The sequence below is a fragment of the Pectobacterium cacticida genome, assembly GCF_036885195.1.
Lineage (GTDB): Bacteria > Pseudomonadota > Gammaproteobacteria > Enterobacterales > Enterobacteriaceae > Pectobacterium > Pectobacterium cacticida.
The window spans coordinates 3,428,268-3,453,403 of the sequence record NZ_CP133656.1; the positions used below are offsets into that span (position 1 = coordinate 3,428,268).

At 55.1% G+C, this 25,136-nt stretch carries 19 protein-coding genes; 3 read left to right on the top strand and 16 right to left on the bottom strand.

Annotation, left to right across the window (positions count from 1 at the left end):
* Positions 1-31: 31 nt before the first annotated feature.
* The 3 genes from RFN81_RS15685 (at position 32) to RFN81_RS15695 (ending at position 2,105) form a co-directional block, all read left to right on the top strand.
* Positions 32-412, top strand: coding sequence for a type IV secretion protein Rhs (locus tag RFN81_RS15685; protein ID WP_264496710.1), 381 nt, complete (start codon positions 32-34; stop codon positions 410-412).
* Positions 409-738 carry a hypothetical protein gene (locus tag RFN81_RS15690; RefSeq protein WP_264496711.1) on the top strand — a complete coding sequence of 110 codons (330 nt, stop codon included), beginning with the start codon at positions 409-411 and terminating at the stop codon, positions 736-738. Before RFN81_RS15685 ends, RFN81_RS15690 begins: the two co-directional genes overlap by 4 nt.
* A gap of 158 nt (positions 739-896) precedes the next feature.
* Entirely contained in the window at positions 897-2,105 is a 1,209-nt protein-coding gene (locus RFN81_RS15695; RefSeq protein ID WP_264496712.1) for an IS256 family transposase, read from the top strand.
* Between the two features lie 25 nt (positions 2,106-2,130).
* On the opposite strand, the gene RFN81_RS15700 is transcribed toward RFN81_RS15695, so the two are convergent.
* From RFN81_RS15700 to RFN81_RS15775, 16 genes are all read right to left on the bottom strand, one after another.
* Complete coding sequence (locus RFN81_RS15700) at positions 2,131-2,466, bottom strand: type I toxin-antitoxin system SymE family toxin (protein ID WP_264496713.1); 336 nt, start codon at positions 2,464-2,466, stop codon at positions 2,131-2,133.
* 415 nt (positions 2,467-2,881) lie between these two features.
* Entirely contained in the window at positions 2,882-5,008 is a 2,127-nt protein-coding gene (locus RFN81_RS15705) for an HlyD family efflux transporter periplasmic adaptor subunit (protein WP_264496714.1), read from the bottom strand.
* Positions 5,009-5,010: 2 nt separating this feature from the next.
* A complete protein-coding gene (locus RFN81_RS15710; protein ID WP_264496715.1) occupies positions 5,011-6,366 on the bottom strand; it encodes an efflux RND transporter periplasmic adaptor subunit in 1,356 nt (451 codons plus the stop codon).
* Positions 6,363-7,136, bottom strand: coding sequence for an efflux RND transporter periplasmic adaptor subunit (locus tag RFN81_RS15715; RefSeq protein WP_264496716.1), 774 nt, complete (start codon positions 7,134-7,136; stop codon positions 6,363-6,365). The genes RFN81_RS15710 and RFN81_RS15715 overlap by 4 nt, the downstream gene beginning before the upstream one ends.
* Complete coding sequence (locus RFN81_RS15720) at positions 7,136-8,860, bottom strand: TolC family protein (RefSeq protein ID WP_378928686.1); 1,725 nt, start codon at positions 8,858-8,860, stop codon at positions 7,136-7,138. The genes RFN81_RS15715 and RFN81_RS15720 overlap by 1 nt, the downstream gene beginning before the upstream one ends.
* Positions 8,861-8,922: 62 nt before the next feature.
* Positions 8,923-14,589, bottom strand: coding sequence for a putative Ig domain-containing protein (locus RFN81_RS15725; protein WP_264496717.1), 5,667 nt, complete (start codon positions 14,587-14,589; stop codon positions 8,923-8,925).
* A gap of 68 nt (positions 14,590-14,657) precedes the next feature.
* On the bottom strand, positions 14,658-16,274 hold the full coding sequence (locus tag RFN81_RS15730; RefSeq protein ID WP_264496718.1) for a TadE/TadG family type IV pilus assembly protein: 1,617 nt from the start codon (positions 16,272-16,274) through the stop codon (positions 14,658-14,660).
* A complete protein-coding gene (locus RFN81_RS15735; protein ID WP_264496719.1) occupies positions 16,255-16,863 on the bottom strand; it encodes a TadE/TadG family type IV pilus assembly protein in 609 nt (202 codons plus the stop codon). The genes RFN81_RS15730 and RFN81_RS15735 overlap by 20 nt, the downstream gene beginning before the upstream one ends.
* On the bottom strand, positions 16,847-17,374 hold the full coding sequence (locus RFN81_RS15740; RefSeq protein WP_264496720.1) for a TadE/TadG family type IV pilus assembly protein: 528 nt from the start codon (positions 17,372-17,374) through the stop codon (positions 16,847-16,849). Before RFN81_RS15740 ends, RFN81_RS15735 begins: the two co-directional genes overlap by 17 nt.
* Positions 17,375-17,385: 11 nt before the next feature.
* On the bottom strand, positions 17,386-18,258 hold the full coding sequence (locus RFN81_RS15745) for a tetratricopeptide repeat protein (RefSeq protein WP_264496721.1): 873 nt from the start codon (positions 18,256-18,258) through the stop codon (positions 17,386-17,388).
* A 44-nt stretch (positions 18,259-18,302) separates the two neighbouring features.
* A complete protein-coding gene (locus RFN81_RS15750) occupies positions 18,303-19,262 on the bottom strand; it encodes a type II secretion system F family protein (protein WP_319800205.1) in 960 nt (319 codons plus the stop codon).
* A 10-nt stretch (positions 19,263-19,272) separates the two neighbouring features.
* Complete coding sequence (locus RFN81_RS15755) at positions 19,273-20,253, bottom strand: type II secretion system F family protein (RefSeq protein ID WP_264496723.1); 981 nt, start codon at positions 20,251-20,253, stop codon at positions 19,273-19,275.
* Between the two features lie 17 nt (positions 20,254-20,270).
* Positions 20,271-21,668 carry a CpaF family protein gene (locus tag RFN81_RS15760; RefSeq protein ID WP_264496724.1) on the bottom strand — a complete coding sequence of 466 codons (1,398 nt, stop codon included), beginning with the start codon at positions 21,666-21,668 and terminating at the stop codon, positions 20,271-20,273.
* A gap of 67 nt (positions 21,669-21,735) precedes the next feature.
* Positions 21,736-22,947: an AAA family ATPase gene (locus RFN81_RS15765; protein WP_264496725.1), complete on the bottom strand. Its 1,212-nt coding sequence runs from the start codon at positions 22,945-22,947 to the stop codon at positions 21,736-21,738.
* A 14-nt stretch (positions 22,948-22,961) separates the two neighbouring features.
* Positions 22,962-23,651 carry a CpaD family pilus assembly lipoprotein gene (locus RFN81_RS15770; RefSeq protein ID WP_264496726.1) on the bottom strand — a complete coding sequence of 230 codons (690 nt, stop codon included), beginning with the start codon at positions 23,649-23,651 and terminating at the stop codon, positions 22,962-22,964.
* A gap of 21 nt (positions 23,652-23,672) precedes the next feature.
* Positions 23,673-25,115: a type II and III secretion system protein family protein gene (locus RFN81_RS15775; RefSeq protein ID WP_264496727.1), complete on the bottom strand. Its 1,443-nt coding sequence runs from the start codon at positions 25,113-25,115 to the stop codon at positions 23,673-23,675.
* Between the last annotated feature and the right edge of the window lie 21 nt (positions 25,116-25,136).

Below are 25,136 nucleotides of genomic sequence, written 5' to 3' on the forward strand. Positions count from 1 at the left end.
AGTAGCAAATGCAAGAGCTCGGCAAGCTAAAATGTTAGAGGATGATGTTGGATATAACATTAGTCCTACAAGCTGGGATGAATATCCGTCAATAGGTAGAGATGGAACTTTTATTACGGATAAAGAAGGCGCACTTAAATATTTTGAGGGTGTTCAAGGAAATGAAACTTCAATATCAAGATCTATGGCAGAAAGAATTGAGAAAGACATGGGGTTAAATCCTGGATCCCTAAAAGATGGATTTAATGTCAGAAAAATAGAAGGGATAACAAATATGCAGCCTCGAAGTCCATTAGGTGGTAATGATTACTTCCTTGGGCCGGGACAGCATCTGCCCGGAGGAGCTCCCGAAATGGTTATCAACTCTGTTCCTACATCGACTCCGGTTATGTTAAGGGTGAATGTATTATGAATGTGATTCCTGATAACTCTATTGTTGTAAGCGATATTGCAACTAATACAGTAAAGCTTCGGGTTAAAGGTGAACTTTCAATGAGAGAAGTCGAAGATCTTGGTTTTTCGGCTTCTGAAGAGTTCATGGTTAAAACTGTAAAAGATGAAGGTGAGAAATTAGATCTCATTAAATCCTTGGTTAAGATAGATGCCTTTTTTTTATTTGGTTATGGATGGTATCCGTCAGAGGTTATGGATTTTTATAAAGAAAAAAATGATTATATAGGTAAATACAAGGTTATATCTTGGTCAGATCCAGACCATTATAAGATTGAAGAGAAATAAATAATATCCGGAAGCGATCCAACGATCCTTCCGGCCTTTTATTTTTAGCGGTTGATATTATTACGCCAGCATATTCCCCTGTTCTGCGAGACTGTAATTTAGATTGTGTATCTGCCTGTTTTTGATATGTTCACTCCAACAACAGAGACAGGCTAATTATGGACGAAAAGAAACTCAAAGCACTCGCTGCTGAACTGGCTAAAGGCCTTAAAACCGAAGCTGACCTGAATGCGTTTTCTCGTATGCTGACAAAGCTTACCGTCGAAACAGCACTCAATGCTGAGTTAACCGAGCACCTCGGGCACGAGAAAAATGCCCCAAAATCAGGCTCGAATACCCGCAACGGCTATTCATCTAAAACCCTGCTGTGCGATGACGGCGAGCTTGAAATCAACACGCCACGTGACCGTGAAAGCACCTTTGAACCGCAGTTAATAAAGAAAAATCAGACTCGCATCACGCAGATGGACAGCCAGATTTTATCCCTCTATGCCAAGGGCATGACCACGCGGGAAATCGTCGCCACGTTCAAAGAAATGTACGATGCCGATGTCTCTCCTGCGCTGATATCTAAAGTGACCGACGCCGTTAAAGAGCAAGTCACTGAATGGCAAAACCGTCCGTTAGACTCACTGTATCCCATTGTTTATCTTGACTGTATTGTGGTGAAAGTTCGTCATGGCGGCAGTGTCATCAATAAATCGGTGTTCCTTGCGCTGGGCATCAACACCGACGGCCAGAAAGAACTGCTGGGCATGTGGCTGGCGGAAAATGAAGGGGCGAAGTTCTGGTTGAACGTGCTGACAGAGCTTAAGAACCGGGGGCTTCAGGACATTCTCATTGCCTGCGTGGACGGTCTGAAGGGCTTCCCGGAAGCCATCAACAGCGTCTATCCGCAGACCCATATTCAGTTATGCATTATCCACATGGTGCGCAACAGCCTGAAATACGTCTCATGGAAGGATCACAAAGCGGTCACCAGCGGGTTGAAAGCCGTGTATCAGGCGCCGACAGAGGAAGCGGCGTTGATGGCGTTGGATAAATTCTCCGGTATGTGGGATGAAAAATACCCGCAAATCAGCAAGAGTTGGCGCACGCACTGGGAAAATCTCAATACGTTCTTTGGCTACCCGCCCGATATCCGTAAGGCCATCTATACGACGAATGCCATCGAATCGTTGAACAGCGTCATCCGTCAGGCGATAAAGAAACGCAAAGTGTTCCCAACGGACGATTCGGTGCGGAAAGTTATTTATCTGGCAATCGAGTCGGCCTCGAAAAAATGGAGCATGCCGATACAGAACTGGCGGCTGGCGATGAGCCGTTTTATTATCGAGTTCGGTGACCGCCTGAGCGATCACCTTTAATACGGTGGCAGTTACACAGAATTATTTACAGGGTCTGTTCTGCCCGAATGGTTATTTTACCGGGCAGCACCTCAATCATTAACGGCTGGCCGGGTAACCCGCTCAGGGTGAGCCAGTCCCCTGCCAGCGTCAGTTCGCCTTTGTCACTTACCCAGTCCGCACCTTCCGTCTCGCTGCCGTCCAGTTTAGTCAGCAGCGCCGCGATATCGGTGTCCTCATTCAGCCGCGTCAGTATCAGCCCGTTGCGGTAGAGACTGATACGAAACAGCGTCTCGGCGACAAATCCCGACTGTTGCAATGCGTGGCCCGTCAGCGTCAGTTCCGGCAGGCCACCGTTCTGAAAAGCGTATCGAATACTCATCGTGCGCTCTCCATGTTCAGCCCGCCGGGAAAATGGTTGAGCCAGTGGGTGACGGCATACTCATCGAATGGCGCAATGCTCAGGGCGTGCAGGTTTTGCCAAAGCTTACCACATCATTACGCTGGTACTGATTGTGCTCGGCATCGTGTGCTGTTCGGCCAGAAGCGTGGCAAACGCAAAGTCGAGCACGGTTGAAAAGTCTGGCTAAGAGCCTGTCCAATGGAATTAAATTCCAGACTAAATAAGTGATCCTAAGTTCGGTGAGTGCCAACTGACATGGCTAAGACAGCATTCTTCTTTTGCTAATGGCTTCCCAGACATTATTGTATCGCCAATATTATCAAGGCAGTAGATAGTCAAGCTCTGGTACCAGCGCTGTTGAGTTGGATTAATGAGCGCCAGGGTTCACCCTGCATTAAAACGCCAGTTCGCGGATTAATATCGCAGAGATGGCCTTCCAACCGCGAATTACTAGGCTTTGCGCCTCGCCGTCTATCACTACCGTGCCCCGCAACACCTGCGGGGCGGTGCGTTCACCATCAGGCAGACGGAGTAATACGCGATAGACCGCCTGTTCAGGGTGCAGTTTACGCTGCGCGTCGCTCAGCGTCGCGATGTCGCCGCCGTAAACCGAGGCCAGTTCGGGGACGGCGTTAAGATCGCGGGTCGCCGTATTGGCCATATCCACCAGCGTGAGCGGCAATGACGATCGGCTGACATCCTGTAAATAAAACGTACCCTTTGCGCCAATATGCAAGCGCTGCCAGTCTTTTTCCGACACGAAAGCTTCTACCAGCCCACCGGTGGGTTTGATTACCACAGCCAGCCATTCGCCCTGCGCCAGCCACTCGCCCGTTTCCAGCGGTGTCGCCATATCTGCCACCACGCCGTCTAGCGGCGCGCGCACGGTCAACTGTTCAGATTGCCGCTTTAATACCTGTAATCTTTGCAGCGCAGCGTCGTATTCTTGTTTGACGCGCTGATGATCGTCAGCTGCGTCTTTGTTGAAGACCTGAAAGGTTCTTTGCCAGTCCAGGGTGGCGATCTGGCGTTCCAACTGCTGTTGTTCATGCGCCAGCGAATCAGACGACAGCGTAAATAGCGGTTGTCCGGCGCGTATTGGCTGACCGACTTGTACCTCAATGCGCTGTACCATCGCCGACACCGGCATATACAAACGGCCTTGCTGTTCCGCGCGCAGCAGCGCTGGCGCATATACTCTGTGCTGCCAGGGAACGATCAACAAAAGCAAAAACACAGTGCTGACGGTCAGCGTTATCACCCTATTACGGTTCATTCGATAATCCTTACGGCGTTTACTCCATTCGCGCACTTCATTCACGACAGGCATTACCACGAAGTAGCCGATCTCAATAGCGAAAAGCACCATCCCCAATAGCTTGAACGCCATGTGGTACACCAGGATCGCGATACCGGTAAACAGGAAGAAGCGGTATACCCAGACGGCAAAGGCATAGCCCACCAGCGTGCGCTGTAGCCAACGCGGAAAGAGCTCCGGCGGCGCATCCCCTAAACCGAATAGCCATTCCCGCATCTGCCAACGCCCCATGGCAAAACCCCGCTGTTGCAGGTTCGGCACCTGTAACCCATCGGAAAGCAGGAAATACCCGTCGAAACGCATCAAGGGACTCAGGTTAATCGCCAGCGTCATGATCCAGGTGGTTGTCGCCAGCATAAAGGCGGCGCTACGCAGCATACCGTCTGGCAGGAAACTCCACGCCAGCGTTGCCCACGCCGCCAGCGCCAGTTCGGTCATCATACCCGCGGCGCCAATTGCCATGCGCTGTCGGCGACGGGGGAGCTTCCATGACCCAGACGTATCGGTATACAGCACCGGCATCATCACCAGAAACGCGATGCCCATCGTGGCGACTCGCGCGCCAAAACGCTTGCAGGTATAGGCATGACCGAATTCATGCAGGATTTTAGTCAAACAGAGCGTCAGCCCCGCCAGCGCGGCCCCCTCTAGCGTGAAAAAATGTAAAAACGTATGCTTGAACGTTTCCCACTGACGCCCGGCGAGAAATAGCCCCAGCGCGCCAGCCAAGAGCGTCAGATGGAGAAAAGCCCGGCTGAAAAACGGTTCGACCCACGGTAGCGTCGCTCGCAAAAAACGATCGGGATGCCATAAGGGAATACGAAAAAACAGATAATTCTTGAGCAGCTTGCGCCAGATCGAAACCCGCGATTGCGCCACCTGACGAGAAAACTGCGCCAGCGCATCGTCACCGGACACGCGCGTCAGGCTGTTGGCCCGTAAGAACTGATTGAAATAGTGCACATCGCTGTCATCCAGCGTCAGCGTGGAAGCCCGATTCACCTCGGCGACGATGTGCGCCGCATCGCCCAGCGACCAGCGCGAAAGCATCGCCATCTCGGCCCATCCAATACGGAAATAGAGGCCACGCAGCGGATCCTCCAGTGTCCAACTAGGCGATCCGTCGCGGTTTGCCGGCCCAGCATGTAGGATCAGTTCATCGCGCAGCGGGCTAAGCCCGGCAGCCGCGTTACCACCGACCACCGCTACACCCCCAGCCAGACACGCAGGGAGGCCAGCGGTTTACGCAGCAGATAAACGAACAGCACCGTGCGCTCCCCATACAGCTTCGCCGTCCCTTTCAGCCCCACGCGCAACTGCGGATCGTCCTGCGTGAAACGCGCGCGCAGCCGATAGGCCATCACATTATCCGGCGTCGGCGCGGCGCGATAGCCGATCTGCACCAACCGCGCATCCTGCGCCGCATTCGGCGCCACGTTGAGAAACAACCGCACATCGGCACCGTTCTCCAAGGCAATGGCATCGGCGGCCGGAAGCTGGATCTCCAATTCAATGTCATGTGGATTGGCGATCATCATGATCCTCTCCCCTACCGCCACAGAGCGACCAATTAAGTCGCTGGCGTCATCGAAAATAGCGATGCCGTCGCGTGGCGAGACCAGTTGCATGCGAGCCAACTGCTGTTGCAGGAAATCCATGTCGCTTTGCGCCTGCTCACGGCGACTCTGCAGCACCGCCAGACTGGCTTTGCTATTGGCATCGAACAGCGCCTGTTGCTGCGCCTGACGGTATTGCGCATCGGCGCTGGCAAACGCCTGTCGCGCCGATTCCAGCCGATTTTGCAGCTCGCGCACATCCAGGCGCACCAGCGGCTGATTGGCGCTAACCACCTGATTAGGGCGAACCAGAATATCATCGATGACGCCCGCTACCGGTGCACGCACGATAACCGGCCGATGCGCGACGATCTCCGCCGGCGCCAGTACCGATTGCCGCACCGGAATCAATAAGATCAACATCAGCGCTACGATCCCCGCCAACAGCCAACGCCGTTTCTTCGGGTTGACGTGCGTCTGCCGACGACGCGACTTGAGTAAACTCGACCAGGCGTGCGCATACGCTTCCGCTAATTTCTCCAGCAAGACCATCTCGGCAGGCTGCCAGGCGTCGTCTCGCGCCAAAATCAACACTAACGGCGTTTCTCCCTGCGGTAAACGCAGCGGTAGCCAGAGTAAAAATTCCGGCAAATGCTCCTGCCACAGCGCCCGATCGTCGGCAGGTAGTTCCCGACATTGCAGCCTCTGCGTTTGACGCCCTTCCTCCTGCCACTGGCGACAGAGACGACTAAACTCAGTACAAAATGGCGCGTTAGGGTCGAGCAGGGCCAACCCAGACGCCGCTTGCAAACGCCGTTTATCACAATCCCACAGTAGCGCCTGCCGATACTTCACCAGATTGTGCGTCTCGTTGACGATAAAAAAGGCCAGCTCATCCTGGGTTTCACGCGCTCTGGCGCGGCTTTGCAACTGTAACAGTTCGGCCAGCAACGTCAGTCGGCTATCTTGCTCGGTTTGGGCCGTTGTCGTATGTCGTTCGGTCATGGCGACACGCTGCCCGTATCAGGCGCGGTTCTGTCCGTGGCGTCACTGATTTGCGCCACGCCGCTCATCCCTGGCAGCAGCCCGGCGGTGGATTGTGTGATGCGGCCAAACACTTTCACCGATTGGCTGACCGGATCGACCGCCGAAGAAATGCGGCTGATTTCCGCCGGGTATGTCAGCCCGGTTTCATCCAGCTTAACCTGAAAAGCGCTGCCCTGTTTTAACCATGTAAGCCAGCGTGACGGCACGATCATTTCCAGTTCGAACGCGCTATCGTCGTAGATCGCCAATAGCTCTTTCCCTTCCGGCACCGATTCCCAACGCTTCACCTTGGTTTCCGTCACGCGGCCGGAAAACGGGGCCTTAATAACACAGCGTTGCAGCATGGCGCGATTCACCCCGCTTTCCGCCTGCGCCATTGATACCGCCGATCGCGCCTGATCGACATCCGACAGGCTGATCGAATTGAGTTTGTCTAACCGATTAGCGATCGCCAACTTCTTACGCGCCGCATTCTCTGCGGCGTTTGCGTAGTTCAGCTTTTCGCGTAGCACGGTACAGTCAAACGTCACCAACGTATCGCCCTGCTTGAAGTGTTCACCTTCTTTTACCGCAATATCGGTGACTTTGGCGGCGATCTCGCTGGATAACACGGTGTAACGCTGCGCGCTAAGCTGTACGCGAATATCGCCCGTCGGCGCAGCCTGCCCCCACAGGGGCAGGCTCAATGCACTTACCAGTAACATTGGACGCAACATGCCGACGACCATTACCGCGAACCTCCTGCCTGTAACGATTGCAGGTTATCCCACATGTCGGTGTTCACCATGCTGTACGGTTTGCCCGCGATTGTCGTCATCGCGGTCGCGACCGGTTTATTTAAAACGGGCGTCGCGGTTGCCTTTGCCGCCACTGACGGCGCGGCGAGTGTCGCCAGAGAAAGACGTGGCACCGGCACTCCGCCTTGCGCGAGGTTGCTGGTGGTTCGGGCAATGGTATTGCTCAACGCGGCCAGGCTGACATCATTGACGTTATCCGGTAAGACATCCAGCCCCGCCGCCTGATATACCGCGCCGAGCGCATTTTGCACATCGGCGAAACTCCGATCGCGCGCGCGGGTGGTCAGGATCGTTTCTGTACTGACGCGAACCTGTTCCATCTGCGTTTCGGCGCGATGTTGTACGCTCAGTGTTGTTTGATTCAGGATACCGCGCTGAATTCGCGCCAGCTCCTGATAACGATTAAACATGCGCGTACTCTGCTGGTATTCCTGCCAGGCGACGTTTACCTGCGTCAGCACCGCCATACGCAACGCCTGACGACGTACTTCCGCCAGATCTTCATTCGCTTGTCCGGCACGTTTTACCGATGACCATGACAGCACATTCAGCAAGTTGCCGCTGACCTGTACGCCCGCGTTGGCCCACTGGTGATTGACCAGATAGCTGTTGCTATCGCCGTTGATACCGGCAAACAGCGACACGCCCGGCAGCAGACGCAGCAGCGATTTCCGGGTTTCCAGTACGCTATTACGCGCCAGATAGCTCTCTTCACGGACTTCCGGGCGTTTCACCATCGAGAAATTTTCCAGGTCGTCGAGCGAGTAGGCCATTTTGGGCGCGACCAGACTGCTTTCACTCGGTACGACGACGTCGTATTTGCTGGAGGGCGGTAAATTCATCAGCGCCGCCAGACGGGATTTCGCTACCACCAGATCGCTATCGACGATTTCCAGTTGTCGTACCATTTCCAGCATATTTTTCTGGAAACGCAGTGCTTCAACCGGTGCCAGTAAGCGTTGTCGCTCGGTCTGGCGCGCGTAATCCAGCGCCTGACGCGCCTGCGCCAGCGCGGTTGTCACTTCCGGCTGCAAACGCTGTGCCGTAGCGGCTTCCCAGTAGGCGGTACGCACCTGACGGGTAATATCGGCGACCACGCGACGGCGGCGTTCTTCCGCCGCCAACGCCTTGTTGGCCTGAACCTTGGCGTTAAAATAGCTGATACCGAAATCCAATACATTCCAGCTTAACGACAAATCGGCATTACGTGAGGTTTGATCCTGGCTAGTGGATGCTTCCAGCGATTGCCGACCTGTGGTCACCGACTCGCTGCTGGAACCTGCCACGTTGTCTCGGGTTTGCAGCCCGGCGCGTGCGGTCAACTTCGGCAAGAGCATATCCCAATTCTGTACGCCTAGGAGGTCGTCTTCCATCGCCTGCTCCATCAGCGCGACCCGCTGTTGCAGGTTATATTTCAGCGCCCGCGCGATCGCCTCATCCAGGGTAATGGTGCCGCGCACCGGCTCCTGATTGGCGAACATCTGTGTTCTATCACTTAACGCCTGCGCGACCTGCTGCTCAGTCGTAACCGGCTCCGGTTTGACGGCGCAACCTGCTAGCCCCAGACAGGCCAGCGTGACCGCTATTTTTAACGCCCGGGAACCGGCAGAGTGTTGCTTATTATTATCCCAAAGTTTCGCTATGTGCTGATTCACCAGGGTGCTCCCCATGTTATCGATTGAGTCATTATTGATTGAATAGAATTCACATGGCGCCATTACGACGCCGTCCCTGCTAACTGCGCCAAGGCGTTAAGTAATTCATCGTGTTCGTGGCGTGCTTCGATCTGCTCGCTAAACGCCGGTTTACCATCGTGGTGCGCCAGTTCCGTCATGGCATCCTGACGATCCGACACCGGTAGATCGGCCGCGGCCGGTTCACGCCACTGCGTTAACGGGACGGACGGCGCGACGCTTTCTACCACTGGGGCAACGCGTAAAGTAATAGGCAAGATCCGGCTGGAACCGTCGGCAGCCTGTGCTTTCAGAGAGAGCTGAATCTGGTTGACCTGCAACGCGCCCGCATCGACGATGCGTACGACACCATGACGGCTATCGAAGTGAACCCATGAAGGCAACGGGTTGCCATTCGCCAGTTGCAGCGTCAGTGCGACGTGACCATCACGCGTGGTGAAAAGGCGTTGCGGCAGCGTAAACGCCAGCGCGCCGGTGCTGTCTGGCAGCAGCGAGCCCTGTAATGCGCTGAACGACGATTCGATGGCCGTCGCCTGACCACGAACGGTCTGGAATAGCGTAGATGTCGCCTCGGTAACCGGCGTACCGCGATCGCGGGAGGAGAAATTAACCGGTTCTAAATCAGGCATCAGGGATGGCATGATGGGATCGATTCCCCATTCCCTTGAGCGCGCGCGCTCGGCCTCATTAAGCGAATCCAATACCGCCTGAGTGGTTGAATGCGCTGCCCGGTCCGTTGCCGCTCTGGAGCTGTCATAGTCGCTGGCGCGTAATTGCACGTCGTTGCGATCGTCCTGCTCTTGCGGTATTACGGCCCTCTGAATCGGGACAAATGTCATTTCATTTTCAACAGTTAACGTCACCGTCAATGTAGCGCTACCCTGTGCGCTATCCTGAGCGGTCATCGTCAGCGTAAAGGTTCCCTCTTCTATTGGCGTACCGCTGATGGTTAACGTCGCCGGATCAAAGCTCAGCCCGGCAGGGAGCCCCTCAATTTGCCAATGCAGAATATCGCCTTTGGCGATATCGCTATCCGTAAATAAATCTTGCGGCAGAACATAATCGAAGCGTTCCCCTCCCCGCAATGTCGGTTCCAACGCCAGCCTCACCGTTTCCGCCGCAGCATCATTCCGCGTGGGAGGCGTATTAGCCTCGACCGTCAAGGAAAATGAGCGACTCGACTCGGCTTTGCCATCGTTGACGATAACGTCGATCGCGAACGCGCCCGCTTCGCTCGGTGTCCCCACAATTTGGCGCGTTTCAGCATCAAATCGCATGCCTTTAGGTAATCCATCCACTCGCCAGCTCAATGTATCGCCGTCCGGGTCGGTAAACAGATTTTCCGGCAATTGCAATGACGAGGCATCGGGACTGATACCCACCATTAATGGCGGTACTATAAATTCTCCCGTCCCCGAGACAGGTATCGCGTTGATCGCTACTGAGACATGCTGTGCAACAGAATCCAAATCACCGTCGTTGAATGTCACTGTCAGCGCGATGGTGTTTGTTTGCGGCACTGACGCACCAGCCCAACCATAGGCAATTTGCCGGATAGTCTCATTAGCCTGAACCGTGGTGACGCCATCTTTAAACGTGACAGTCAAAACACCATCGCTCGTCGCTGCCCATTGCGCTAATACATTGCCATCGTGGGCAATTTCATTATTAGCCAGCGTATATCCATTCCCTGAAATAAAACCAAACCGGCTGTCGGCATCGCCAGCGATACGAATGGACGCGCCGCCATAGTTGCCATTGCCGTTAGCTGCGGCGTCCAGCTCAACGTCGGCGATATGTGTTACCGGTATCACTGGCACCATCTCGCCGTTATTACTGATCTGCGGCCCGGAAACCTGCGGCGCCTGCGACACGTTGATCGCCTCTCCGGCTACGATCACCCCGCCATCCGGCGTCAGTGAAATCTGCCCTGCGTCGGTAATGCCCGACAGTGTGCCTTTCAGTTCGCCCGTGGTGGCGGCGTAATAGTTCAGCGTCCCGTCGGCAAGGGTAACGAATAGCGCCTTGCCGTCAGCAGACAGTGCAATATCTTCTACGGTTTGTTCACCCTTGATCGTTCTCAGATATGTCAACGCACCGGATTGGGCATCCAGACTAAAGGCATAAACTTTCTGCGGGTGGTTATGGATAATGGTTTCATCATTCCAGACAATGTAGGTGCTCGTTCTACTGTTGGCGACGAAAATCATGCTCCCGTCATCACTGACAGCAATATGCTGAAGATTTGCTAACGCCTCATCGCCCATACGGGTATACCCTAATAAATCAAGCTTACCGCTCTCATCGCGCTGATAGACAATCAGCGAAGAACCATCAGAGGCATTCGTGACGACATAAACCAAATTACCTTGGCTGACGATATCCATGGGTTGCCATAGGTAGGGTGCATCCCACATGCTACCTTCTAGTACACTGGTATAAGCCAACGTGCCCGTTTCCGTATTCCGGGCGAAATAAACTACGTTATAGCCATTAACGACATAGAGATTCTTGCCATCCTCCGACAAGGCCATGCTTTGCATATTAGTGAGATTGCTATTATCCACATTAAAATCACTGACCAATGTGGTTTGGTAGGTGAGCACACCCTCTGCATCGGTGTTAAAGCACAGAAGTGCATTACCGTCCGCATGTAAGGCGTAGAGGTTCTTCCCATCGGCAGAGAGCACCATGTTTTTAATGCCATCCGCGCCATCCTCGGCGGAGTAGGTCGCTACATAATTCAGTTCACCGCTGTCCGCATTCTGGTTGAACAGGGCGATATTCCCTTGTGCATCCGCGATATAAATGCGGCTACCGTCTGAAGACGCTACGCTGGCTTTGGGCATTCCGAGTCCCGGAATATCGGTAATATCCTGCACATGTTCTAAATCGCCCAATGACAGGACAGGATCAACCCCAATCGAGGGAGCATCGTTAACCGCGGCAATGGCGATCGATTGCGCCAACGTGGCCGACGTAAGCCCACGCTGATCGGCTAGCGTGATGCTCAGCGCTACGCTTTCTGGCGGTACATGGCTGGTATTAGCATAAGTAATTTGACGGAGGGTATTCTGTACATCTTCCGTGGTGGGGATTTCTCCAGCGCCGTCGCTAAAGCGAATGGTCATCACCCCCTCGGCAAGGCTGACCGCGCCGATCGCTTTACCGCCTTTAAGTAATGCACCGTCTTTAAGCTCAAGCCCTTTGTCCGCCTTGAAACCCAGTACATCCGCGCCACTCTTGCCTTGGCCTAGCGTTATCGTTAATACCGCGTCGTCGTAGTTGCCAGCGCCGCCATTGAACACATCCATCTGCGCATCGGAAATCGTCACGCCTGGAGCGATAATGACAGGATCGCCCAACTCGGTGTAATCCACCATTGCGCCACCGCTCAAATTTGGCGCGGTATTTTCTGTAGCCGCCTTTGTCAACGTAACGACTGACACCGCGTCAAGCATCGTGATGTCACCAATGCTTTTCGCGTCGAATTCAACAGACTCCTTAACGCCCAATCCGATACTACGGGCGCCGGTTAGCTCATTGCCGGTATTGCCATAAGTAAGCCCATCGATTAACGTTTCCACCTCGGCGACAGACATAGACGTAACATACAATATGACGGTGGTTTTGCCGTTTTCGGCGTCTTTGGTTATCCGGTATTCCAGCCCAGTCCCCGTTTTGCCGCTATTGTTGTCGCTATCAAGCAGGATTTTCCCCCCTCCTGCGCCTAGCACATCGCCTTTGTTAACCGCATCTACTGTCACGATGACTTGCCAGAGTTTCTGGCCACGTTCAATCGTATCAATATGGGTGTTTTCAAACAGCTTGACGCGTTCGCTTTCAGCCGTGTAGGAAGGCGTCAGCGGCGTGGATTCGATTACCGGCGGATCGTTGACGCCTTCAAGACCGACATGAATAACGAAGGCATCGCTATGGCTGTTGCCGTCACTCAGAACCAGGTCAAAAGCCACATTAGCGCCATCTTTAGTTGGATCTTTGCTGCTATTCTCGTAGGCGATATGGCGCAGCACATTCTGCGCATTAGCCTGCGTTACCGTGGCTATAAACGTTAGCGTAAGTTTACCGTCGGCCGATGTGAAGGTGGCGATAGGTTTGCCATCTAAGAGGAGAGTGCTACTTTCCACATCCAGCTTAAATTTATCACTATCAATGAAAGTGAAAATATCATCGGCATTAGCACCGCCATTGCGCTCTATAGTAATGGACGCACCGTTATAATCCCCGGCGCCGTCGTTCATAACATCTAGATCAGGTGAGGCCAGCACCCCCCCAGGCAGCAGAGCGGCTGGTTCGCCCTTTTCGCTGAAATTAACCGTAGCAGGTACAAGAGCGAGCACTAACAGCCCCGAGGTGCCGTAGTTAAATGTTCCCGTCAGATAGAGCTGTTTACCATCAGCGCTGAAGGCCGCGTGGCTTAGCTCCTGGAACGTGGTATCGGATAGGTTCTCGCTGTTGCTCACCCTTTCGACCTTCTGAGAAAGAGTGAGTGAGCCATCTTCTGCGCGCACATACAGAAAAACACCATAGGTGTTAAAATTTTCACTTCGTCCTAACTTACCGATCACGGCGACATTCTTACCATCCGGCGAAGTGATGACACTTCTGACCATGTCGGCACCATCGCCAAGGTCTATCGACTCTCCGGCGCTAAGGCTGCCATCTGCGGCGATTGTGAATATATGCAGATTTTTCTCATTAATGACATAGAGTGATTTGCCATCCGCGGCCAGACTAAGTGATGAAGCATAGTAGCCATATTCGGAACTCATGTTGGGCGTGACGGCTGTATTGAAGCTGAGTTGACCATCGGCAGCGATAGCAAATGTGCTGACCAGCGTATCTCCGCCGGATGTCGCAACGTAAAGCGTTTTGCCGTCTGCCGAAATAGCCAATGCATTCGCGCCATCAAGTTGAACCCCGGTTTCGCCCGCGTCCTCTAGCGTTTGTTCCAACGTCAGAGTAGAACCCTCGTGGCTGTATACCTGAACGCTGTTGCCGACGCTGACATAGACGTTGTCGGCGTGTGTCAATACGTCGCGTATCAGATTCTGATTAGAATCGATGCTACCGATCTGTTGTAAGTTTTCGACATCGAGTAGGACTGCGCCATCGGTGCCAATGACATAGAGAGTCTTGCCGTCATTCGATGCCCGTACTTCGCTAGCGTCAGTGATGCCACTAAGCGGTTTGCTTTCCGAAAGGGATAAGGCGCCGTTTTCATCATGCTGGAAAATCATCAGCGTATTGTTGCCACGAACCGCGTAAACCCTATCGCCGATGGCGGTAACCCCTTGGATTCCCGCATATTGGTCATTACCAGCATCATCCATTTGCTTGAGTAGATCGTCATAACTAACGGATCCAGCCTCGGCCCCTACCTTTGGTAACTGATCTTTCAATTCCTGCCCGCTTTTATCCGCCGACACCCGGACATCGCTGAACAGATCGATCGGTTCAAAGCGGTCACTGGTATCAGTGATGGCGAGCGTCGCCTTGACCGGTGTGGCGTCAACACCGGATGCGGTATCCGTTGCCGCAACATGCGTCGCGGCCTCCGCCGCGGTGGCCACGGCGGCGGCGTCAAACATCATGCGCGGTTCCAATACCCAGGCCTGACGTGGTGCGCGAGCTAACGCTGAACCAGCTTTTGAGCGAGAAAAAGTCATCGGGTCATGTCCTGTCGTTAAAGGGGCAAAATTAAAGAAAATCACGCTATTCAGGGCTTACATGCTGACTATTCCACCAGCCGCACGTATCCTCCTTCGGTTTCAATTTGATCGGCGATGCGATCCAGACGCTGAAGTAATTGTTTTTCTACGCCCCTATCGCCAAATCCAGCGCCATCGATAAAACTCATCCGCTTTTTGCCTTCGGTGCATACCATTAGCCCCGGCGTGGCGTCCTGATCGAACAGCCCCCGCCCAAAGCTCTCCGCATCACCGGGGCGAACGCCAACAAAATAGAGCTTGATATCGCGGGCGCGGAAGCTTTCACATAAATCATGAAACCGCTTCTTGGCGAAATCCCTGGCCCCCAATCCGCCGAGCTGACCACTGAACTGGTTACGATTAAAGTTGTACGTATCGGTGTCGAACCAGTCACCGGCGGTATCGGCCAGCATCACGATCACTTTCTGCCCGTCGTTATTGCCGTTGGTACTGAAATCAAGCGGTAATTTTGAATCGCCCCAACCGTCAGTACCGCGCATATTGGGCGATAGCGCTGCACCGGCCCATGACATGGCAATGGCGTAATTGACGTTAAAACGCGGGGTAAATTCCTGGATGCGCGCCTCCAGCTTGGATTCATCATTCGTGAGCGGTAGCAGCGCCGCATTAGGGCAACCTCTGTCTGCCACCATCCAGCGGGTATCCACCGCGCTGGTATCATCAAAACCGGGATTCGGGCCAGTCCAGGGAATCGGCGGCGCGCCGGGGCTGCCATTGGCTGGCAAATCTTCCCGGTAGTAAATCCGGAACTGGCCTACCGGCGGTTCGTCCCAGAAGAAGTTTTCCTCATCCCCCAGACCACGATACATACACAGCAGATTCGCCCGTCGATCGGGAATACGCCGGTCGGCCAGGCTGGCGTAACCAGAACGAAATAACGCCGCGAGTTCGGGCGGATTCAACGCGCCCGGCTCCGCCCAGCGGCGGATACGATCCGGATCGTTAGCGTCATACACGTTAACCGACTGACTGTAGGGCACTAACGAAATCCACAGGTTGTCACGCGTAGCGTCCGAATCGCCGAGCATGCGTTTGGCAAACGTGCGCGTCACATTCTGCAAGACGCGAATATCGTCCCCTGTCATGCCAACGACCACGGGCATCATCATGGCGATTTCCGTCGGGCGGCTTACCACTTCTGCGGTGGAGTAGATCGCTTGCCGCTTTGCTCCCAGATCCATCAGGTTAGGCGTGGTGTCAAAATTAACGGTCACGGTGAAACGTCGGCGCGTACTGCCGCTACGACTTTCGCTCACCGTGATAGCATCCACCGTCAACACATCGACTAATGCGCTGTTCAGACCGAGATTATTTTTGACATACTCAAAAGCCAGTTCTCTTATCTGGGTGGGATCGTAGTGCTGCTCACTGAGGATCGTGGCCTGATGCCCGACCGCCAGCGCTGCGGCATCGGTCGCACGTTTGATCTGCGCGGCATCGCCGGTAGCACTCATGGTGTCCACGATAAACGCGCCGGTAACTAGCAGCGCCATCATTCCCAGTACATAAAAGGCCGTTCCCGCTCCGCGTTCCTGCCGCCAGAAGCGGGTAAGCGCGGCGGAGCATCTGTTCTTGCCGTTGGTCTGTTTTGCCATGTTGCCGTTACCTACCTTCGTCTTCATTTGCGATACCGGCTTCTTTTGCCAGCGTTTCATCCAGTTCAATCGCGCCAATGGCAACGCGATTTACCGCCGAAACATGCAACAGGCCGCCCAACGCCATTCCGCCGAGTAAACCAAGATCTTTCCCTTCCCGGCACCACTCCACCAACAGCATCGTGGTGTTTTCGCTCCCTTTTTCCACATCCCTTTCCGGTAAGTCAGGAACATAGGATTCCCCAGGCGGTGTTTCACTCCCGGCACATAGCCCCGGAGTATTACCGCGACTTAACTGCCAGTTCACCATGCCGGTCTGGCGCACATTACTGATCAACAACTGGTAATCGCCCAGGTTGGCGTCTGGCAACACGCTATTTAACAACCCCGATAGCCCGTCTGTGGTGAGGGATTTTTGCAAGGCCAGCACGGATGCCAACGCCCCTACGCGTTGCTCCATGCGCGAGCGCTCTAGGTTAATACTGTAGAAATCGGCAAACAGCATGCCCGCGGCCAGCACAATCGGTAACGCCAGCGCGGTCTCCACGGCAATGGAAGCCCGTTGCGCCCGCCAGAAGCGACGCAGCGTCGTCGCCGCACTACTCGTCTTTGTCATCACGCACCTCGGTACTGAACACGTGCTTGTACTGATAACCAAAGGTATCGCCCAATTTCAGCACTTCAGGCAGCGGCGAAATGAACGCTTTACGTAGTTGTACGGTTACCGCCCAAACCGGCAGCATGCTGGCGATTCCTTCATTTTGATCTTCGCCCTGCGCGCCATCGACCTCATCCGTCATCAACCCGCCAAGCCGATTCAGGTTATCGAAATGCAGTACGCTGACGGTTAAATCACCGCTCTGTAAATAGCCGTAAGACGCTTCAACCATGCGTTTTTTCAGGTCATCGGCCATCTGCTCTTCGCTTTCCGTCTCCAGATCATCCAGCCGAAATGATTGCACCGCGTTGTCCAGCGCCGCGCTACCGATAGCGATCACCAGACCGATGCGCGCCAATTCAAATAACATCATCACGCCGACCAGGATCACCGGCACCAGAAACGCTACCTCGGTCGCGGCAACCCCTTGCGTACCGCGCCAGTCACGGATTCTTCGCCACTCCAGCATGCCGCGCACCATTATTCCGGGTTATTCAGTTGTAAGGGCTGACGACTGGATAACAGCAGGGTTTCGGCACGCATGGCGTCGGTTTTCATTTTTTGCGCACGCGCCGCCAATTCGTCCAGCAACGCGTCAATGCGCTGTTCCCCGGCGATAGATGCCAGCGCGTCACGCGCGTCATCGCGATCGTCGCGATACAGATAGGCCAGCGCCAGATTCAAGCGACTGGTCGGGTTAGACGCATCGGTCGTACGGAGCAATTCAATCGCTTTATTCGCATCCCCCTCGGCCAGCCAGGACAAAGCCAGATTGTTCATCGCCGCCGTATCCGCCGGGTTAATGTGGAGTGCGCGGTCAAACAACGCACGCGCTTCGGCGTGTTTGCCCGCGGCGTCCAGCACGACGCCCATCCCATTTAACGCGCCCGCGTTGTCTGGTTGTGCCTTGAGCGCGCAGCTAAAATCCTGCTGCGCCAAGGCGTTGCGCCCCAGCGCCAACTGCGCTCGCCCCATACCTAAACAAATGGCCAGCGCCTCTTGCGGCGCCATGCTCGCCTCACCCCCCAACGCCTGGCGCGCCCGGCCATAGAGCGCCAACGCCTGTTGCGGTGGACGCACCGGAGCGGCTACCGTGGCATACTCCAATATTTCCGCACCGTTCAGCAGGCCACGGCCATCTAATCGGGCATAGACTTCACTGGCGGCTTCCAGCCGCCCCTGATCGCGTAATAGCCGCGCCAGTTTCATCCCTTCGCTCTTCGAGCCTTGAATCGCGCCAGTGCCGCTACATCCCGCCAGCAGCAGGCAGGCCACGACCCAGCCGATACGACGCACGGCGCGCCCAGGCCGTATTTCTTGCCGATTAATCATGATTTTTTTCAATATATTCATTTTGTTATCCAGACTTGTCGTTCCTACGGCGAACGCCATGTGAGTTATTGGGCCAGCAGTCGCACCACCCGAATCAGCGAAGGCGACGCCATAATGGCAATGATGGGCGGCAGAATAAGCCCCATCAGCGGTACGCTTAGCTGCGCCGGCAGTTTCCCGGCTTTCTCTTCCAGGCTCAAAATCAGCGTTTTACGACTTTCATCGGCGATGGTACGCAGCGCCTGTGATAACGGCGTGCCGTAGCGTTCGGCCTGAATCAAGGTTGCGACCAGGCTTTCGATTTCAGGCACGCGCGTGCGCTCGGCAAGGTGTTGCATCGCCAGCATGCGATCGGAGAGAATTTGCAATTCTGCGGCGGTATAGCCCAGCTCATCGGCCATCTCCGGCGACGACAGCCCCAATTCACGCGACACCACCAGAAGGACACGGCCGATAGGCAGGCCCGCTTCCGCGCATACCACCATGAGATCGAGTGCGTCCGGCACGGCACGCGCCAGTTTTTCGCCCCGGCTGGCGGCGCGCCAGCGCAGCCACCATTCCGGCACGAGCGCGCCGACGAAATAGCCGACCAGCCCGCCCGCCAGACCAGTCAGACCGAACCGATCGGACGGAGGAAGCCAGCCGAAAATCAGCAACAGGGCCGCCACAACGCCGCACAGCATCTTGCCGATAACCAACCAGCCAACGGCTTCGCTACGACGAAACCCTGCCAGATCCAGTTGGCGGCGCAGATTAACGCGATCGCGTTCCGCCCCTGCCAGACGTTCGCCTTGCGCGGCAACGGGAGTTAGCAGGTTTTCGAGCCAGGGAGAGAGTTGTTTTCCTTGTCCTCGCAAGATGTTTCCCTCTTGCGAGGACACGTCTATAGACGTGTCGGGAATGTGCGCACGCATGCGCTGTTCCAACTGTCGGAACGTTTGCCGCTGCTGGCGATACGTTAAATACACCCCGCCGCCGAGCAGCGCGAAAGCCAGTAGCAATAAAGGATCGCCTAACCATGCCATCATTGTTTTCCTATCTGATCCGTTTAACCATGAAGTGCGTAATCAATAATCCCACCGAGACGCTGCACAGCGCGTAAATCAGCACACTGGTGCCCACGGGATCAGAGAACAGGAAGGTAAAATCTTCGGGGGATTTCAGGTACTGATACGTCAGGCAGCCGGGAAACAGCGTCGCCACGATTTTAGCGGACGCCCGCGCTTCGGAGGTTTTTGACATCACTTTGAGCTGCAATTCCCGCCGGTCACGTAGTGTCGCCGACAGACGTTCCAACGTTTCTCCCAGGCGACCGCCCGCTTCCTGGTTGATGATGAGAATCACCACGAAGAAGCGGTATTCCGCCATCGGTACACGCTGCGCCGATGTTTGAATCACCTGTCGTAGCGGAATGCCCAGTTTTAACCAATGATCGACGGTGCGAAACTCCTCCGCTAACGGCCCGGTCATATGCTCAGCGACAATGGCAAACGTGTTTGCCACCGGCACGCCAGCGCGACAACTGCGTGTAATCGCGTCAATCGCCTCAGGCAGGCTTTCTCGCAGAGCCTTAAGATGCTTTTGTAACGTCGAACGAAATAAAAACGTCCCCACCGCCACAAACGCGATAATAGAGAATAGAACGCCCAATATCAGCGGCGCGGCGGTACGCAACCCTACCGCCATCCCCAACAGCAGGCACGGTAAGGAGAGCAATAGCGCCCGTCGCGAGAGGTTCTTTTTCCAGCCGATAAACGCCAGTTGCCCCCACCACTGCGCTAGCCAACGCCCCAGCACCGGCACATTTCTTAGCGGCGTAGTAATTTCATCGCGGAGTATCGAGTCGATGGGCGTGTCTTCACGCGCGGGGTCTACATCAGCCAGAATCCGCTGTAAGCGCCGCGCCTGTTGCTGGCGACGCTGGCGTTGTTTACGCCAGACATCGAACGCCAGAAGCAGCAATAGCACACAGCCAAAGACCGACAGGGTGATGAGGTTCAATGCTAGTGACGTCATACTCAATCCTCCCGGCGTTATTGCGCGTCGAACAGGTATGTTCTGTCGCTGTAAAACTGCGGACGCTGTACGTGTTGAATGTATTCCCCCGTCAGCAAGCCCTGCGCATCCGTCCCTTGGATCTGGAAAGTAAACAGATCCTGTAGCTGGATCACTTCGTTTTCCATGCCGCACAGTTCCGTGATGGATACCACGCGGCGTACCCCATCGCGCATACGTTCGATCTGCACGATCAAATGTACGGCGCTGGCGATCTGGCGGCGGATCGCCATCAGCGGCAATTGCATGTTGGCCATCATGACCATATTTTCCAGCCGCTGGATCGCATCGCGCGAGGTGTTGGCGTGAACGGTACACAGCGATCCATCGTGACCCGTGTTCATCGCCTGAAGCATGTCGAAACACTCTCCGCCACGGACTTCCCCCAGAATGATGCGGTCTGGGCGCATGCGCAGCGCATTCTTCACTAAATCACGCTGATCGACGCGGCCTGAGCCTTCCGCACTCATCGGGCGAGTTTCCAGCCGGACGACGTGTTCCTGCTGCAATTGCAGTTCGGCGGCATCTTCGATGGTAATGATGCGTTCATCGCTGCCGATCTTCTGCGAAAGCGCGTTCAACAGTGTCGTTTTCCCCGCGCCGGTACCGCCGGAAACGATCACATTTACCCGCGCTTTCATCGCTTTATTCAGCACATCGGCCATCGCATAAGACAAGCAATGCCGTTCCGCCAGCATTTCCAGCGACAGGTTGCGACGCATAAATTTACGGATTGAGATGGTGGTGCCGTCGATCGCTAACGGGTAAGTAATAACGTTGACGCGGCTACCGTCCGGTAAACGCGCATCCACCATGGGGCTGGCCTCATCAATGCGACGCCCCACCGCCGCGGCGATGCGCTGCGCGGTGTTGAAAACGTGCTCTTCATCGATAAAAGTGATGGGCGACAACTCCAGTTTGCCAAAACGCTCCACAAAGACCTGGCCCGCGCCATTGACCAAAATATCGTTCACGGTGTCGTCCGCCAGTAGCGGTTGGATCGGGCCGATACCAGTCATTTCATCCAGCATTTCCGCGGCGATGGCTTCTTCTTCCGGGCGAGAGAGCTGGAGGCGTTGTTCATCGCAAATCCGCCGGATAACGGTTTCAATCTGCACCAGCAGCTTATCGCGCTCCATCATTGCCGCTTTGCCAGCATCAATCTGATCGTAAAGCTGCGCCCGGATGACACGCCGCTGGTGATTACGATTATCCGACTGGCGCACCGCCGCTGGCGCTGCCGGAATCGGCGATGCGGTGTGCGTTTCCGGCGCGGATCGTGATTTCAATTCTGTGTTATTCGCCGCTGGCGTTGCAGCCTGCGGCGCTCGTTTCTGCGCATCATTTTTTGGCGCGGTATTTTTACGAATCAGCATTTTTTCTCGCCCCTGATAACACCGGGTATCTGTATCTTTATGTCGTATCAGCCTGCGCAGATGGCGCTTACTTGCGTTTCAGCCAGCGCGTATACCAACGCTCGATCGGCGGTTTAGGTTGCTCGCCGCAGGCTAAATCCACCAGTTGACGTAGCCCTTGCACAAAGGCCGGCGAGGCTGAAAAGTTGAGCGCGCCTAACGCCAGACTCTGCGCCATCCCCTGCCCGGCGTGAGGCAACGTCACGTCGATCTTGCGCCCCGCCAGATGCTCAAACTGTTCGCGCGCAAGCGGCGGCGCCCCAGTGAAGCGGCTCTGATTGTGCACCAACAGTAGGCGCTGCCCTTCGCTTTCATCCCCGATCTCATGCAATACGCGGCGAATGTTGCGCGCGTCCTGTAGCGTCAATTCGGTCACGATGATGCGCAAATCGGCGTAAGTGAGAACATCCAGCGCGCCGGTGGGATAACTGTTTGGCAGATCCCAAATCACCTGATTGAACATGCGACATAATGAACCGCCAAGGTTGAGCACGCTGTCCACCTCAACCGGTGCCAATTCGCCCAACGTCGGCTTCTGCGCTAACAGGTGCAAACGGGTATCAACACGCAGCATGGCGCGTTGCAACAACCGGGCGTCTAGATCCTGCGTCTCCAGCACCGCCGCCAGTCCGGCGTCCTGATCCTGCCCTTGCAGCAACAGTTGGTCGCCATTGCGCCGGTCGAAATCCACCAGTGCCACCGGCAGATGACGTTCACCGGAAAGCAATCGACTCAATCCCATCGCCACCGTGCTGGCGCCGCTACCGCCACTCGCTCCAACAACGGCAACGGTGCGTCCCATTCGTGCATATTCCGGCCCAGATTGCTGCCCTTCGCATTTCGCGAGGGTGACGGCAAGCAGATCCAACGTAAACGGCTTCACCAGATAATCCGTTACCCCCAGTTGCAACAGCGCGCGATACAGGCCGACATCCTGTGTTTTCCCTAGCGTAATGACCTGAGTTGCAGGGCCACAGACGTTCAGCAGCGCTTCGAGTTCCGGCAACGGCCAGGCAACGCCTTCCAAATCAACCAACAGGATATGCGGCGGCACATTCAACTCGCACCACTGTTTCGCCGCCGCGATACCACCGGGCATAACCGGCGCATCAGGGTGATTCAAGCGGCCGATAAAATCCTGTAAGTGCGCCACTTCCGACTCGGCATAAACAAACGCCACCAGCGGCTGAGCAGGCAGATCATCGCCGTCAACAGGGGAGGATAGGGTTACTTCGCTCATGTCACGCTGTCCTGTTAGTTGTCTTCATCAAAGTTAATGTCGATGAGTTCTTTCACGTCGTCTTTCTGGTAGCGTTCGATGCTGTTAACCGCGGCTACGCCGTCCGCGCCGTCCAGCGTTTTTGCCTGAATCAAATCGCAAGGCTCCGCGACCATCATCGCCAAATTGTTTTGCGTGGCGCAGCCCATATAGCCCACAGCCTCAAATGGCTTCACCATCAGGAGATTGGGATCGTTAATCGCGCAGCGGGTGGTTTTAACCACCAGCGCCTGAGACACCACTTCGACATCGCCGGATTGCGCACCGCCCGTAGCACGACGCAGTTGTTTCACATTTTGCGCCTTGGCGCCGGCGTTTCTCAGCGCAGTAGCCAGCCGCTCAGCCATCTTTTCTCCATTCACGCTATGGGGAATCAGCGTAAGCGTCTGCGCGGAAAGTCTGCCCTGATCCTTAAGCATGGTATTGAGTTTCTTCAGCGATTCAGGCTGGAACCCTCGACCATTTGAGGCCACCCGTAACGACACTGACACTGACATCGGCTGAACCGCGATCGGTTGCAACGCTGGCTGGTCATAGCGCTGCATACGCATATCGTTGACCGGCTTATTCCATCCGCATCCTGCCAGCAGAAAGAGGGAGGCCAGCATCGCGACTCGGAAGCTCAGCGGGCGAAACGCAGGGGTGATTAGGTTGATCGTTTGCATGTTTTGTTGCCCCTCACGGACTCAGTAGAGATAACCAATGGAAGCGGAAGTTGGCATCGATCTGTCCAGCATTCTCGCCCCCTGCCCCGGCGTCTGAAGTTCGCCCGCGTTCACGGGTTCCACCACATAGGCGGTGGCGATAATGACCAGTTCCGTTTCTTCATGGCGAGAGGCTTCACTCTCAAACAGGCGTCCGAACATGGGAATATCGCTTAAACCCGGTACGCCATTGATCGTTTGATCGTTGGCGCTGCGCAGCATCCCCGCCAGCGCGAAACTCTGCCCGCTGGCCAGCTCCACCGTGGTATCGGCGCGGCGCACTTTCATCGCAGGTACGACCGAACCACCAGGAATTTGAACGGCACCGACATCCGTCAGCTCACTTACTTCCGGCGCGATATGTAAGCTAATGCGGTTAGCGGACAGCAGCGTCGGCGTGATGCGTAAAATCACCCCGTAAGATTTGTAATCGATGTTGACGTTGTTGTTGGTGATAATCACGATGGGAACTTCACCGCCAGCGGCAAACGCTGCGGTTTCCCCCGACATGGCCGTCAGGTTTGGTTCCGCCAATACGGTGGCCATTCCCTGAGAATTCATGGCGGAGAGCAGGGTACCGAGGGAACCATCTCTGCCTGAGAAGCCAAATCCTATTGAATTCCCCGCCGGATTAGTGATAGCGCCCGTGGCCGAATCAAAGAACCCCTGAGACCCTATCGCGCCGCCAACACCGCCGACGTAGCTGCCGTTATCCCAACCAAGGCGACCATTCATCGAGGCTTGCCAGTTAAAACCCAGTTCGTGGGTCAATTTGCGCGACACTTCCACCACGCGAACCTGAATGTTGATTTGTGAAGGGGTTTTGATTTTTAGCTGATTAACGACCTTGCTAGACGTTTCGCTACTGCCCGGCATATCGCTACTGCTACCGCCGCCGGAACCGCCGCTGGACGATGAGGCGCTGATATATGCCTGCACGCTGTCGATGACGTGCTTGGCATCCTGTGGGGTATCAACGCTACCGCGTACAATGACGCCACTCGGTATCGCCGCTTCCAATTGGATATCAGCATGAGGAAATTCACGTTTCAGACGTTCTTTCAGCGCTTTTAAATCATGTTCGGAAATTATGCGGATAGCGTTAATGACATGACCATTCTCATCCATCGCATAGAGCGTGGTGGTGCCGACATTTTTAGCATAAACAAACAGGTTGCCCGGCGAAGGCAATTCAAAGCTGGCAATATTGGGATCGGCAACCAGCACGCTGTCTGGCATGCCATCCAGTTTCAATAGCTGCCCCTGATGCACGGTTAAATGCACTTCGTTGGTTACTGACACTTTGGCTACGTTGGCAGCATTCACCGCCAGTGGCGTCAAGGCGAGAGAGAGTGCGCCATAGCGAAGCAACCGATTACCTCGACGCCACAACGCCGCACTAAAAAACAGGGAGAACATCGTCATCTACTTATTTCCGTAACAGGA